A 14,576-nucleotide genomic window follows, 5' to 3' on the forward strand; every position below is an offset into this window, starting at 1 on the left:
CAGATCAAGTCAGAGTAGGCATGCCATGCATTTTGAAAGACATGTGGGTAATCCAAAATAGCCAAAAACACTCTTCCACAAACGGGCGCTTTAATGGAATAAAAGAAGAACACATATTATTCATGTATAATATGTGTTCTCCTTTATTTTTAAGGATTTTTGCAATTTAGGTCTTGATAATATGAATTAAACGACTTTATTATCAGACGCCACTTTAGTAAACTACCTTGAATATCCCCAAATTGCCTAATGAAATACTTACTTATAGTTTACGTATTGGACTGACAAGTGCAATGATAATTTCAATTCTCTTTGTAACCGATGCCAAAGCATATACTAATGGATAATAAGATTTCCCACTCATGCACATTTTACTTTCACTGAATTTCAATTACTCTGCTATTTCCGTTCTTTGCAATTTGCACTTTTGCATACAGCCACTTCCCTTTTACAAGGGTAATAGGAACTTCACGTGTACTTCCTATCGTAACATACCCATAGTTCATATATCCTTTTATCCAGATACCTTTTTCTTTCGGGTAATCATTGAGCTTTATTTTATCTATTTGATAACTCTTTCCCTGTCCTTTTTTCAATTTTATAAACACAGGTGTTTTTGTTTCTTTTTGTATTTCACGATTCAGCATCATTTCGTTTGCTTCCGCTTCTATTTTGAAAGAAAACCAGGCTTTTTTCACATTTCCTAATTCCTTAACTGGATTTTCTAATTCTAGTAACACGGTATTACCGTCATAATAGTTCCATTCTTGCTGTGTAACAGTACCTAATAAAATAAAAGTAGAAAGTATACCTACTAACCACACATGTTTTTTCTTGTATGTTATGTTATATTTTACAATATTCTCTTGTTTTTTCGTTTGTAACAATACAACCCCTGCAAGAAATAACATCCAGCTCAATCCATAGTTTCCAATATAATTTGTTTCATACATAATAAGATTCGTAAATAAATAAATAACGATACCAATCCGTTTAATTGCAGAATCCTTTACATATAGCATGCCTAACACAAGAAGTAATGTATATCCACCATGTACGATTACAATAAACCAAGAATCTGCCCCTTCGTATTTCTCTAACAAATAGAAAAATACATACATCATTCCAAACCCAACACTATTTCGTAATAAAAATTCATTTTTTAGTGCAATCGCAAAAATGAAAAATCCGATATGAATGAGTACGAGATAGCCCATGCTTGTTGAAAAGTCCGCACCTCTCATACATTCACTAAGTATAATTCCTTCCAATAACCACCATAAACTATGTTGTTCTGCCTTATGTTTTGCGAACATCCAATACGCAAAAATACAACTAGCATACAACACTCCCCATATGTAATGGTGATCTGTTACAAGTGTTGTAATTCCCGCCATGATAGCGAAAACAAATAAAAAAATACGTAAAAATTTTGCTGTTATTTTTTTATATCCCCATATTCCAAGCACACTGAGCGTAGCGCTTACAATCATGATTACGCTGCTTTCTCTTAATGTTTCCCATAAAATAAAATAAAGACTTGCAAGGAAAAGAACACTTCCTATTGAGCTTACTAAAACATACAGCACATATTCTCCGATTTTTCGAGGATTTGTTTGTGTTTGATTCTTTTTTTCTTGCCAAGTAAAAAATTGTTGTGAAATTACGACAAACAAACCGACAAGTCCCATTAATATATAAGAGATATTCATAGTTAAATTTGTAAATAGATTGGTTATGTCTATCAATGCATACAATGACCACGCCGTTAAGATTGCACCAGTTGTTATTTTATATAAATTTCCTTCTTTTATCTTTTTAAATATAATAAAGTACATGACCGTCATGAGGATTGCACACACTACTTTGATCCAATAGTTAGGCTCTCCTCCTTCGTATAAACTTACAAGGTACACCATCCATAATCCTAATAAACTAGTTGTGTAAAATAAATAACGCCCCGGCATTTTCAATTCAATTCGGTACCATATTAGGGAAGCGATAGTTATTATAATAGATTGCCATTTATCCGAAACAGCAAACCACGTCATTTCGTCTATCGTTGATAAAAAGAAAAGTAATGCTCCGCCTCCAAGCACATACCATTCTGCTTTTTTGTCTGTTACATAAAGATATAATGCTGGAAGTAACCAACTAACAGAGAGCCAAACTTCTTCATTTCCTACACCGTAAATATTTCGAAGCATCCAACATGACCACGCATAAGCGAGATATAAGGTTACACGCATTCCTCTTATAAACAACGTGTTTGCAAACATTAAATTTTTTATCGCAAAATACCACACTATTCCAATGACAGGTACCCCAATTACAGCTAAGCTTTGATACATGGTAGCCCATGAGTAGCGCATAGTCATCGTTAAAATGATATAAGCACCAAGTAGCGACCATACTCCAAGTATTTTAAAAACGTCATCTTTCCAATCTTTCATCCCCCATCCCTCCTTCTACAAGTGTATTCTTTTATATATATTTTTTACTTACAATTTATATTTTTCCAATTATTCACTTTTGTCTTAGGCAAGAAAAGGTTACTATTATTAAAATGTTAAAGGTAGTTGTTCCATCCCTTCTCACACTAATAGTTCGTTATACACCACAACATCCCCCTTAGAAATTGTGCAATTTCATTAAAATTCAAAACTTTTACCCTATTTTTACATTTTAAGGTTTACAAAAGTTACCTAATTGTATATACTTACTTAAGTAAGAAAAAATTTCCAAAGGAGGTCGAATGAAATGATGAAAATAAGTGTTTATGTAGCATCTGTCTCACAATCAAATATATATTCGACCACCCATATGGAGAATTGAAAATCGCCTTTATTATGATTTAAATAATTCTGCCACAGGAGGTCGAATGCCTTCCTGTGGCTTTTTCACGCCTTGCCGCAGGAGCACTTTGTCTTCCTGTGGCTTTTTTGTGCGATTTTCGCCTTCTTACAAATTTATACACTTGAGAGGAGTAAACAGTATATGACATTTCATGTATTCTTTTTAACGATTACGATTCAAAAAACCCGTCTATCTAAAGAAGAACTTGAACATGAACAATGTGTTCAAAAGATCATGGACGAAGTAAAAGATCGTCAAATTTCGTTTTATAACCACCTTTAATTTTTTAATAACAAATAACGATGAAAGGAGATGTTTGTAATGATTTTGTCAAAGCAGCGAATTATGGTTTGGATTGTGGAGATAGACTCTGCATAACAAATCATAATCTTGTGTGAGAATGTTAAATAAACGAAGATAAGTATTTAAAAGAATTTCATTATGGGTAACTGGAGATATAGTCATGAAAGCTATGAAAAAAGTCAAAAAATTGATTAGATGGATGAGTCTTTTCAAATCTCACCCGAACGTTTAAAACCAATGTTAGAGGTACGGTGTGAATATTTAGATGAGATTTACAATGAAATTATAGAAAAATACGGCACTATTAAAAATTATCTTTGTCAAGTTTGTAACATACAGCAAAATAGTTTGCAAAATCTACTACTGGAATAAAATCATACTATTGGTACTAAAACATGAAAAGACCAGCTACAATACGTAACTGGTCTTTTTTTCTACTTCTTATTTTTTTTCAATTGAAAAAGCCTTACTACATTTAAAACGACTGTTTTCGTCACCGCATATGCTGGTACAGCTAAAATCATCCCGATAATTCCTGCAAAGTTTCCGACACCAAGAATCAACACGATAACCGTTAACGGATGAATGTTTAATTTTTCGCTCATGATTCGCGGTGATAGAATATTACTTTCAAATTGCTGAACAATCGTTACGATAACAATAACCCATAACGCTTGCATCGGTGATACAAATAGTCCAACAATAACCGCAGGTGCCGCCCCAATAAACGGACCTAAGTTTGGAATGATATTCGTAACTGCCGCCACAACTCCTAAAACAAAAGCATAAGGCATCCCGATAATTAAATAACCGACAAATGTGAAAGCCCCAACAAATAAACAAACCATCGATTGACCTTGAATGTATGCAGCAAGGGTTTCATTCATTTCTTTTAAAACACGACGCCCTTCTTCATGATACGCCTCTGGTAAAAAGCGAACTGCTGCTCCAGGAAATTTATGTCCATCTTTAAACATATAAAACAAAATAAATGGAACTGTGAAAATAATTAATGCAACGTTTGTAATAATACCAAATAATACAGTCGCACTCGATGTAAGCGTATTTGGTATCTCTTTCAAATAATGAAGAGCATTCTTTTCTATCACATCTAGTGAAACATAATCTTGTGTTGTAATCCATTGAAATAACTTATGATGTGATAAATCTGTTATGTATTCTGTCGCCTCCTTAATATAAATCGGCATATTTGTTACTAAATCCATAAGCTGCTGAGAAAGAGTTGGAACCACAACACCAATCCCCACAGCTATTAATGCAATAATGAACACATACAGTAGCAAAATTGCTAAATTACGCGGCACCTTTTTGTTCTCTAAAAAAACAAGAACTGGATTAAACATAAAATAAAGAAATAAAGCAATTAAAATAGGGAAAAACAATGTGGAGATAAAAATGCCGATTGGCTGAAATAAAAACGAAATTTTTGTACAGATAAAAATAATCGTTACAACCATCAGCACTTCTAATGTCCAAAAATGTGCTTTCGATTTCAAAAAAAAGCCTCCTTTAAAATTTCTCCTCTCATTGTAACAAATCAAAACGAAATTTTACATGCTATTTCTTCGTTCTTTATTCCAAAACATAAATAAATACACTACAATAAAGACATATAAAAATTTGCAACTAAAAGGTGATAGGTATGACGATGTGCAGTATATGTAGAGAAAAAGAGAAACAATATATAGAACAATATGTTATTCCAGAAGTGTTATGCGGATATTACTATATCAATACAGTGTGTGAAACATGTCATGAAAGAATAGTAACAAATGTAGATCGTCCATTAATTAGCCATAAATTAATACAGTATAAAATTGATCAACTTAAACATCAAATTGATTCCCCTCTTTTTCTAGATATATATGATGAAGAATATATAAATGACGAAACTGATAGCGACGAATTTCAATTTTCAAATTCCCTTATTATGAAACTATGCAAAAGACATGATATCTCACTTCATGATGAAATATGGAAAGAAGAACGAGGAAAAAAAGTTTCTGGTTCCATTCAACGTGAATTACTGCTTAATAATCGCAAATATAAGATGAGTTTATTGAAAATGGCTTATTTATTTGCTGTACATGCAATAGATGGTTATTTTCATGATCCAGATGCAGTTGCAATTTCTAATATTTTATTCAACATAGATTTTATTGAATTAAATGATAGAAATATTGTACGAGATTTAAGCAAAAGTTCATTGTGGAACACATTAAATACCGATTGCGAAAATCATTATTTTATTTTATTAAGCGACAAAGATGGATTATTCTGTTTTATTCGCTTCTTTGATGTGTTCGATGTCGTAGTTCACCTTTCTGAAAAAACATATGACCTTCCGTCGCCAATTGTTGGTGTGAATGATACAATCAATCAAGAGTTTTACAAAAAAAGTTTAAAAGAATATATGAACGGATTATTTAAAACAACAAACGGAATTCGATCTTAATACACGCACGATGTGATTACAAAAATAAGAACGTACGGTCTCCTTTCTTACATAAACAGGATTATGCTATAATAACAATGAAAAGAGCGATACAATCACATAAATAAATCAAATTAGCATATGAATAAAAAAAGACTAGTGTGCGGCAATACACTAGTCCCATATAACTCAGCAGAGTGGATTATTCATTATCCTATTTGTTTCTTACGAATTAAACAACCCACCTTCTATTGGCGTAGAGTGGGTTGTTATTTTTTGAGCTTGTCAATTAATAACACAACAAACGTCAGCAAAGCAATGAGAAAAAGACCACCTTGCAAAAGTAACGTAAGTTCACTCAAATTATCACCTCCCTTCACTAGAGAAGTGATAATAGAACAACCACCCTGACCATGAGTTACCCTTTCATTTTATCATATTTTTCTAATTTTTACGACGAAAACCGGTAAGCTTTATGCTTATCGGTTTTTAATTGTGTTGAAAAATAACAAATGTGACATACTATGAAAAAAAGAAGGTATTCATATGCAAAGACGGATAAAAAAGGGAATAAAACGAATAAGTCTCGTACTCCTCATTATCCTAGCAGGAGGGATGATTTGGTTGTACGGTACAAGCGCTGGCCATAAACTTCGCGAAATGATCGGAGGATCTATTCTGTCATCACAACACCCGCAATTTGCAAGATTGCTTTTGTCAAAAAATGAAATTCAGCAATTGAACACTGCTATTTATGCACCGCCCACCCAAAAATCAAAACTTCCCAATTTTTTGTTGTCACGTAAAAAACACCCCTTATCTGTAACTGTTGAAACGCTCGAAGATCCACATTTCACAGCAAAAATAATGAAGGTTAACGATCCGACTGCCATTCATTTAGTAAGTTCCAAATATCATAATCAGGGACAACCATTATCTGAACTCATTGAACAAAATGGGGCTATTGGAGGTATCAACGCAGGTGGATTTAAAGATCCAGGAGGTGTTGGGCGTGGCGGAGAAGTCATAGGGATTGCAATTTCTGATGGCGTTATTCGTTCGGAGCCTGGATTTAGTCGAGATGCACGTAATGTTGTTTGTGGATTCACAAACAAAGGACAATTCATTACAGGAACATACTCCATTAATGAGTTAAAACATATGAACGTAACACAAGCTGTCACATTCGGACCGCAACTGGTTGTGGACGGAAAAGATATGGTGACGGATCAAATTGAAGAAGCATATGGCTGGGCGCCTCGAACAGGAATCGGACAAGATTCTCAAGGGAATGTAGTAATGATTGTAACAGACGGAAGATTTTATTGGAACAAGAATCACCGTGGTGCTTCTATGAGAGATATGGTATCCCTTTTCCAAAAATATGGATGTATAGATGCATTTGCCTTAGACGGTGGAGGTTCTTCAACGATGATTTATAAAGGAAAATTACAACTTAAACCCGCAACTGAAACGTCAGTGGGAATGAGATATCTTCCAAATGCATTTGTAATCATTCCGAAATAACAAGCACTCTTACAGAACGCTGTTTATTCAGTATTCTTAACTACCGACTGAATGTTGCACCTTTCGGCCGGTAGTTATTTACTTGTAACTCTACCATTTTATCCCGCATCAACTAGCAGTTATCCCCCACTGATGGAAGTTTCACTTTATTTAAAGGTTTCATTTAAACGCTCTTTATAAAATGTAATTGCTTTTGCATATGTTTTTACACTTTCCGTTTTCATTGCCACATCTAGCAGGAGTTTCATCGCTTCTTCATGAGATTGTATATTATACTTTGCCATGGATAAAAACACTTTCATGACATCATCATCTGGATAACGTTCTATTCCCGCTTCTAATGTAGCAATCGCCTTATCATATTCCCCAATACAGCGATAGTACTCCCTAAACCGATATAAGCACTTCGCAAACTTTCTCCTTCTAATCCCAGTTCAATTGCTCTCTCATAATATAGAGCGGCTTCGGTTTCCATTCCCATTACATCATGCGTCCATGCACATTGATACAAGATTTCCGGATCTTGCGTGAAGTTTATTAAACCTAACAATATCTCTCTTGATTGAACAAATTTTTTCTCATTGCGCAACTGGATTGCTTTTTTTAGTAGATTTTCCATTCTCCCCCTCCTCATTTCACTCAATATATCTATGTATGATTCCCGACATTATTTTTTCATGACATATACATATATTCCCGCTAATTATGAGTAGTGAACAAGCAATTGTTCTCCTTCAGAATGAATCGTTGCAATTTTATCAATCAAAATTTTTGCTGTACTTGCTTTGTCGTTACACACTTGCACGTCACCATCTTTAGAAATAATATAGTGATTCGTTTCATAGGTATATAGCGCATCCGAAGCATTCGCAACCATAAAATCTGCCTGTGAACCTTTCATTCGAGCTTGGGCTCTATTTACTAATTCTTTTTGATTTACACCGCTTTCTAATTTAAATCCAGCTAATACAACATTTGGATCCCATTGTTTAATTTGTGCTAGTACCTTTGGAGCTTTCTTAAAATGAATAACTGGCGGCATATCGCTTGATAACTTGCCTATTTCATTCATTACATTTCCGTTTCGATCGACAATTTTATCAACAATCCAGTCTGATCCAGCCGCTGCCATAATAACAATATCTATTTTTTCACTTGTAATTATTTGTTTCATTTTATCTTGTAAATCGACAATCCCTTCAAAAGAATAGGATGAAAGATTATCATTCGCTTCAGGTTTTTCTGCAAAATAACCGTGTAAATAGATAACAGAAGCCCCAGTGTTTAAAGCTTCTTCCGCGAGAAGTTTTCCCATTCTTCCAGTTGACAAATTTGTATGCCCTCTTACTTGATCCCACTTTTCTAAACAACCGCCGCTTGTAATTAGTACCTTTTTCTCCTTCATGTTTTCCATCCTTTACTTACATATTTTTTTCGTTTGTTTTTGTGTCAAAAACCACTCTGTTCCAAAATCCACAGCTTTTCGTTGTTTCATTAATTTACATGATGCATTTCCAATCGTTCCATATGTTACCGCTCCTGTTTCATCAAATGCCTTTCCTAGCGGCTCAAAGTCATCAGAATCATATTCGAATTCCTCATACTCTTTCCATATACGAACTCCATTTTCAATAATCGGTGCCCCGATTTGTACTTTATCTCGATATTGCGCACGAACTTCAGATAAATGAAGTGACGTATTTGAATCATGATCCACCCCAATTAGTAATATATATCCATCTAAATCATACATTTTTTGCAAAGGTGACTGTTCTCCAAAACTAGGAGAAAGCTTGTGATTTTCGGTAATTTGTTCGGCATTCTTTCCCCATGCTGCAAAACTATGTAAAGGATGATTACTTCTCTTTGTATTTGGATAAGTACGAAAACATTCCACTACTTTCCCCATACTTCGCGTTGGTGTTGTTTCTGGATGATACGGGGGTACATTGTCACGAATAAATTCCCACCAACTTTCTGGAACAGGTGGTCTTTGCCAATTTTTCGGATCAGATAAATCACTCGTTTGCGTTGGCATAATAATTGTTCCTTCTTCTGTAACAACTTCCATTAAAGCTTCTACTACAGCTAAAGCCCCTCCGCTTACCCAGCCAATTGAGCTAAGAGATGAGTGTACAATAACTGTCATTCCTTCTGTAACACCTAACTTCCGCAAATCATTTGCAATGGTATGAATTGTATTTGGCATTTTTGTTTTTGCGATTATATCGTTTATGTTCATAAAAATCCTCCATACTATATAGAACAGATAATTTCTTTTATATTTCATTTCCATATTATCATATTTTTCTCAATATTTAATAAAAACCAGAAGAACAACTCAAAATACAGATAGACTATATATGATAACAATCATTCATACTCTATCTTTTATGCAATATAAAAAAGATGACCATATAAGATCATCTTCTCATGTTGTTATTTTTTCCTCTTTTTTCTCCATAAACGTCACATAACTATGTAAAATCAGCCCAACTATAACAAGACTCATTCCAATCCAAGACATAGTTGATGGAAATGAGGACTGATAATAATTATATAATAATCCTACTTTCATTTTAAAAATGAGGAGAGAACAAGCCCCTCCCTAAACAATATAAAGATGTTTCTAAGTCATATCCATTTTATGTATATTCCTTATAAAAATAACACCATATATTCTTCATCCCGATACATCTCACCAATTTTCAATGCCTTTTTTTCTACACCATACGTTGCAAATCCAATTGAATGATATAATTTTTTTGCCATAATATTGTCCGAAACTACCGATAAACCAATTTGTTCTATATTTAGAGTCTTTGCTTTTTTTAAGATTTCGTGTATTAGATTACGTGCATACCCTCTTCCTCTGCTTTGAGCACTTACATACATTCCTACAATGTGTCCTTTATGGCGGAGCGCTGCTCTTGATTCCGTTAGTAGTGTTACAACTCCTACTAACTTATTATTCTCATCAAAGGCACCAAACGTATGGCTATTTCCTCCTTGTAAATTTTTTATTACTTCCTGAATTGGTTCTTCCTTTTGAATTGCTTCTTCATATGTAGTAACATATGCCTCTGGATTTTTCTGCAATGCTTCTAAACGTAAATTCCAATAAATTTCTGCATCAGTTTCAGTTAAAAGTGTAATCATCGCGCTACATCCTTTCTAGTGTACAAAATGAAAAACTTCCTAGTAGACATGTTCTGCAAAATTAACCATCTTCCTTTATATTATTAAAAACGTTCAATTTACATAATAATATTATATGAAAATTTTTATCTTATACTTTTATAACTCTAGGCCATAATTTTTTATAACAACTTCCATGTTTAACTTTCTCATCATGAATTTCTCTAGTTCTGTAATTTTCTCAAATCCATACTGCTCGTATAACGTATGAGCATCTTGTGTAACTAACATAAACCGCGTACCTTTCAGCTTTGGATGTTTTACAATCATCTCCATTAACCACTTGCTTAACCCTTTTCCTCTATATGCAGGCAAAATAAAGACATCTGCTAACCAAGAAAAGCGAACAAAATCTGTAATGACCCTTGCAAAACCTACTTGTTGATTCATTTCGCTATCATATACGCCATAACAAAGCGGTGAATTTCTAATTGCTTCTACAACTAATTCTTTATGTATTCCTTTTGCCCAATAGGAATCATTGCAAAGAAAATCATGAATGATGTCAATTTGTAACAAGTCTTTATCGGTCGAAATATAATAACCGTTATTTTTCTCTTCATTTAGAGCACTGTCCTTCATTTCAAATCTCCTCCTCAGTTCACAAAGATAAAGGTAAATGAAGTTGTTTCGGAATAGAGCTTAGAAATTCCGGTGTATGTTTCAAAGTAATAGAATAAGAATGCTGTTTAAAATGTAATGTATTTTCTTTTTTGTGTACTTTTTGTATAAACTCTATATCTGGAGTTCCAAAGGTAATGCTCATTGTTGGCATTAATGCTCTCATATCAATTGGAATCCATGGTCTTCCTTCTTTTACAACAACCGCATGTACAGTTCCTCCCATTACAAAATTGAATATATCTTGGTCATGCATTGTTTTCATGTGCAATGTATTTTTCAACCATTCTCGAAACAAAGAAACAAACGGAACTGGAAATCCAACTTCTCGAACATACATAATGTGCAGAGGACCGTTTTTTTGTAAAACATCTTCTTGTACATATTCATGTGAAATAATTTCAAGAATATTTCCATCACCATCTTTAAAATATACTGCTTTACTTACCGGAGAATGATTCGTAATCTTTTCTCCTTGTTTATCTTTTAAAATTTGTACACCTGACTGTATAAGCCACAATGCGATTTCATCAAATAGTGAGTATGGCACTTGAAAAGCAAAATGTGTTGGGACAATTGGTTCTAACACTTCTTTGAAGCTAATTGTTGTAAAATGAGTAATTTGAAATTGAATATACGTCTCTGTTTGTTTCGCAATAGGAAATTGCAGGATATCGGTATATATTTGTTTAACGCCCTCAATAGATAATGTTTGTAATTCTATATTTGAAAAATGTGTAATCATATAGCACCCCTCACAAAATTAATACTTTCACTACTAATGTATAAGATATATATAGTAAAAGAATCCACTTATAGAGGGATAATATATTTACTACTTTTGTAGCATAGGCATTATATTATTTTTTACGGTATACACTATTATTCACTCCGTAACATTTCAAAAAACTCTTCTTTTAACATACTAAAGCGGTAACGATTAACAAACTCTCCTTGTCTCAGTCGATCTTTTCTCATTAATCCTTCACGTACAAATCCAGCTCTTTCATAACTTTTCATTGCTTTCGTATTATCTGCATCTACTCGCAGCCAAATTTTTTCTAAATCGAATTGTTCAAAACCAATTTGAAGCATTTGGTATAAAGCAGCCATTCCGTATCCTTTTCCCCAATATCGCTTATCACCAATCGCAATTCCTAGCTCTGCATTTCTATTTGTTCTATCGAAATTTTTCAAATCTACCCATCCGATATGAACACCTTCTTCAGAACAAATTGCTCTTTGTTCATATCCATTTGTTCGATTGATACACATTTCAATCCATCTTCTTGTATCTTCACGTGTGAATGGCGGATATTGATCGGGAACTACTAAATGCCCTGTTACTTCTTTATCTAATGACCATTGATATCGGTCTTCTATATCATCTAATGACAATTCTCTTAATCGAATATTCGGTAAACTCATTGCGCAATTGCTCCTCACTTTTCCGTCTTCCCTATACAAAAACCATCAAAAAGCCTCCCTCCGTACATGTCTAAAATACCATTCACAAATACAATAACTTGCTCTTTCTCTCCTGTTTTATAAAATTGTTCAAACACTGCTACAAACTCTACTGCAAATTGTTCATCATATTTCTTCAGTGTCTTCATAAACCACTTCGATTGTCCTGTCCAACAATTATTCATTCGCAATATGAACACATGAACGAGATTTGCAAGATGATTTGCGATAAACAATTCTTCTTCTCTTTTTGTTGTACCTATAAAATCGTCTAACACATCCGTAATAAAATATCGTTTCTGTTGCATCGTTTCTTCTGTCCAAGGTTCTGGTCCTTTTTCTAATAGTTGCTGTGCCTCTTTCTTTATCGCTGGTGTATTCCCTTTTATATCTTTTAAAACAATTCCTTCTACAACAAGCTGTGGTAAAGAAGGACGACCACGTTTACAATCACTCGCAAAAAAGTCTTTATAAGACGTAAAGTTGTGCACAAACACCTCAACAGGCCACCCATAAGCTATGAAAGATTCACGATATGCAGACGAAAGCGTGCCATCAAATATAATAATGTCCAGATCAGAAGTTTTCGTTCCTTCTCCCCTTGCGATGCTTCCTCCTAAAAGAGCTGCATCACAAGTTGGAAATTGAGATGCAAGAACTTGTTTAGCTGCCTCCATTGGTCCCATTTTCATATATATCCCTCTTATTTCGTTTTTACTTTTTGTTCTCTCTTGCTTATATCCCACACTAACGATATATTCGACGTTTATTGTTTTTTTCCTATTTTTTATTGAAAATACGGTATGTGAAATTTTCAATAAAAATAGGAAAAAATGTTACTCCTCTTGATTATTAAATTGCTGTATCTCACTACTTATAGACAGTAAAATTCCACTTGGTCAACCAACAATTAGTAAAGGATGAAAAGTTCCCCACTGATTGCAACTAAATCTTTATTTTATTCTAATTGAATTTTGAACAATTGAGCCACTTCCCTTCCGATACATTAGTTCATTTCCGCTTTTCAACATTACTAAAGTCTTATTTACAAACACTTTTCAGGATCGATTTCAATAAACTCCCATTTCCCTTTTGTATTCTTTTTATATTGTGCTGTCAAAATATCTGTATGATTTGTTAGCTGAAAAAAAACAAATCGATATTTATACCCATCAGTTCCAATGACATCAATTTGTTTCGTATAGCCTTCTTGCTTTGTTGGAAGCCTTTCTTTCACAAGTTTACACCAATTCCCGTATTCAGCGTCAACAACCGCTTCAGCATTGTGTTGCCAAAGATGATATGCTGCACATAAAAAGTCTTCACCATACAGTTCCATATTAGCGATTTTGTAAGAATTTTTTTCCTTTTCCATATAAATATAACCATAATAATAAGCAAAATATGTTACCCCTTTAGCTGAACCTTCAATTGTTTCAATTTCAATAAAATAACGTTTTGCATTCGGATAGTTTTTATCTTTATGTAAGCTTGCTAGTTTTATCAAATTAATATGTCCGATTCCTTTGAATGAACGAAAATATCTGTTATAAGAAATTTTTTCTTGATATGTATTAGTAAAAAAATTATAAGCGATTGGATACGGTATTTTTGACATTCCAACAGTTCCGCATCCTCCACTTTTATCTTTTGTAAGATTTTCAGCTTCTCGTAAAACACTGAAATAATTAATAATTGTATTTTCAGGCGAATTCATAAGCAACGGAGAAAGGACGATTTGATTGTATTTTTTGTTAAAGAAAGAATCAAAAAATTGATAGTGAAACCGATTATTAAGAACAGCAAAACATGATGGACGAAAGTATTTTTCGATATTTTCATCACTTTGCTCGTTTTCTTCTCTACATTTTTGCTTTTGAAGGATACCCCCCATAACAATTGCACATTTATTTAAGTTTTGGCTTTTTACAAATCGTCGAAAAAAAGGAAATTTATTACCCTTTATATTTAATAACTTCATAATCCCCCTCCATTCCAACCTTTTGTAGATTCTAAAAAATAATATATGATTTTACTATCCCATTAATAAATAAAAACCCAAAAAATCTCACATGCACGCCATAAATCCCTTTCATGCATGTAAACATATTTTTTTACAATACTATACATATAATTACTAATATAATAG

15 protein-coding genes and 2 pseudogenes are annotated in these 14,576 nt (G+C 33.4%); 4 read left to right on the forward strand and 13 right to left on the reverse strand.

Annotation, left to right across the window (positions count from 1 at the left end; translation table 11 throughout):
- Positions 1–377: 377 nt before the first annotated feature.
- The gene (locus tag LRP84_RS19090) at positions 378–2,453 is read right to left on the reverse strand and encodes a hypothetical protein (protein WP_230576521.1); all 2,076 of its coding nucleotides are present in this window, start codon (positions 2,451–2,453) and stop codon (positions 378–380) included.
- Positions 2,454–2,997: 544 nt separating this feature from the next.
- On the opposite strand from LRP84_RS19090, the gene LRP84_RS19095 reads away from it, so the two are divergent.
- Both LRP84_RS19095 and LRP84_RS22600 read left to right on the forward strand, forming a co-directional pair.
- Positions 2,998–3,138, forward strand: a complete 141-nt coding sequence (locus tag LRP84_RS19095; protein ID WP_098308620.1) for a YrzI family small protein — start codon at positions 2,998–3,000, stop codon at positions 3,136–3,138.
- A 216-nt stretch (positions 3,139–3,354) separates the two neighbouring features.
- On the forward strand, positions 3,355–3,531 hold the full coding sequence (locus LRP84_RS22600; RefSeq protein WP_367890494.1) for a tyrosine-protein phosphatase: 177 nt from the start codon (positions 3,355–3,357) through the stop codon (positions 3,529–3,531).
- Positions 3,532–3,593: 62 nt separating this feature from the next.
- Here the strand turns inward: LRP84_RS22600 and LRP84_RS19100 are convergent, their stop codons facing one another.
- Positions 3,594–4,676 (reverse strand): AI-2E family transporter, encoded by a 1,083-nt coding sequence (locus LRP84_RS19100; RefSeq protein WP_230576522.1) that lies wholly within the window; start codon positions 4,674–4,676, stop codon positions 3,594–3,596.
- 146 nt (positions 4,677–4,822) lie between these two features.
- Here LRP84_RS19100 and LRP84_RS19105 point away from each other — a divergent pair, with 146 nt between their 5' ends.
- A complete protein-coding gene (locus LRP84_RS19105) occupies positions 4,823–5,635 on the forward strand; it encodes an HNH endonuclease (protein ID WP_230576523.1) in 813 nt (270 codons plus the stop codon).
- A gap of 248 nt (positions 5,636–5,883) precedes the next feature.
- On the opposite strand, the gene LRP84_RS19110 is transcribed toward LRP84_RS19105, so the two are convergent.
- Entirely contained in the window at positions 5,884–5,976 is a 93-nt protein-coding gene (locus tag LRP84_RS19110) for a putative holin-like toxin (RefSeq protein WP_230576524.1), read from the reverse strand.
- 184 nt (positions 5,977–6,160) lie between these two features.
- On the opposite strand from LRP84_RS19110, the gene LRP84_RS19115 reads away from it, so the two are divergent.
- Entirely contained in the window at positions 6,161–7,141 is a 981-nt protein-coding gene (locus tag LRP84_RS19115) for a phosphodiester glycosidase family protein (protein WP_230576525.1), read from the forward strand.
- A gap of 146 nt (positions 7,142–7,287) precedes the next feature.
- On the opposite strand, the pseudogene LRP84_RS19120 reads toward LRP84_RS19115, so the two are convergent.
- The 10 genes and pseudogenes from LRP84_RS19120 to LRP84_RS19160 all read right to left on the reverse strand — a co-directional run bounded on the left by LRP84_RS19120 (position 7,288) and on the right by LRP84_RS19160 (position 14,408).
- Positions 7,288–7,760 (reverse strand): annotated as a pseudogene (locus LRP84_RS19120) (tetratricopeptide repeat protein).
- An 84-nt stretch (positions 7,761–7,844) separates the two neighbouring features.
- Positions 7,845–8,546, reverse strand: coding sequence for a phosphopantothenoylcysteine decarboxylase domain-containing protein (locus tag LRP84_RS19125; protein ID WP_230576526.1), 702 nt, complete (start codon positions 8,544–8,546; stop codon positions 7,845–7,847).
- Between the two features lie 12 nt (positions 8,547–8,558).
- Entirely contained in the window at positions 8,559–9,383 is an 825-nt protein-coding gene (locus LRP84_RS19130; RefSeq protein ID WP_302850625.1) for an AAC(3) family N-acetyltransferase, read from the reverse strand.
- Positions 9,384–9,572: 189 nt separating this feature from the next.
- A pseudogene (locus LRP84_RS22685) lies at positions 9,573–9,677 on the reverse strand (multidrug resistance efflux transporter family protein); the annotation flags it as partial.
- A 122-nt stretch (positions 9,678–9,799) separates the two neighbouring features.
- Positions 9,800–10,300 carry a GNAT family N-acetyltransferase gene (locus LRP84_RS19135; RefSeq protein ID WP_230576527.1) on the reverse strand — a complete coding sequence of 167 codons (501 nt, stop codon included), beginning with the start codon at positions 10,298–10,300 and terminating at the stop codon, positions 9,800–9,802.
- Positions 10,301–10,438: 138 nt separating this feature from the next.
- Positions 10,439–10,921: a GNAT family N-acetyltransferase gene (locus LRP84_RS19140; RefSeq protein WP_230576528.1), complete on the reverse strand. Its 483-nt coding sequence runs from the start codon at positions 10,919–10,921 to the stop codon at positions 10,439–10,441.
- A 19-nt stretch (positions 10,922–10,940) separates the two neighbouring features.
- Positions 10,941–11,705: a VOC family protein gene (locus tag LRP84_RS19145; protein ID WP_230576529.1), complete on the reverse strand. Its 765-nt coding sequence runs from the start codon at positions 11,703–11,705 to the stop codon at positions 10,941–10,943.
- 137 nt (positions 11,706–11,842) lie between these two features.
- The gene (locus LRP84_RS19150) at positions 11,843–12,388 is read right to left on the reverse strand and encodes a GNAT family N-acetyltransferase (protein WP_230576530.1); all 546 of its coding nucleotides are present in this window, start codon (positions 12,386–12,388) and stop codon (positions 11,843–11,845) included.
- A 14-nt stretch (positions 12,389–12,402) separates the two neighbouring features.
- Positions 12,403–13,113 carry a nucleotidyltransferase domain-containing protein gene (locus LRP84_RS19155; RefSeq protein ID WP_230576534.1) on the reverse strand — a complete coding sequence of 237 codons (711 nt, stop codon included), beginning with the start codon at positions 13,111–13,113 and terminating at the stop codon, positions 12,403–12,405.
- A gap of 359 nt (positions 13,114–13,472) precedes the next feature.
- Positions 13,473–14,408, reverse strand: coding sequence for a hypothetical protein (locus LRP84_RS19160; protein WP_230576531.1), 936 nt, complete (start codon positions 14,406–14,408; stop codon positions 13,473–13,475).
- Positions 14,409–14,576: the final 168 nt, after the last annotated feature.

Origin of the sequence: Bacillus rhizoplanae (assembly GCF_917563915.1) — a bacterium.
GTDB classification, from domain to species: domain Bacteria; phylum Bacillota; class Bacilli; order Bacillales; family Bacillaceae_G; genus Bacillus_A; species Bacillus_A rhizoplanae.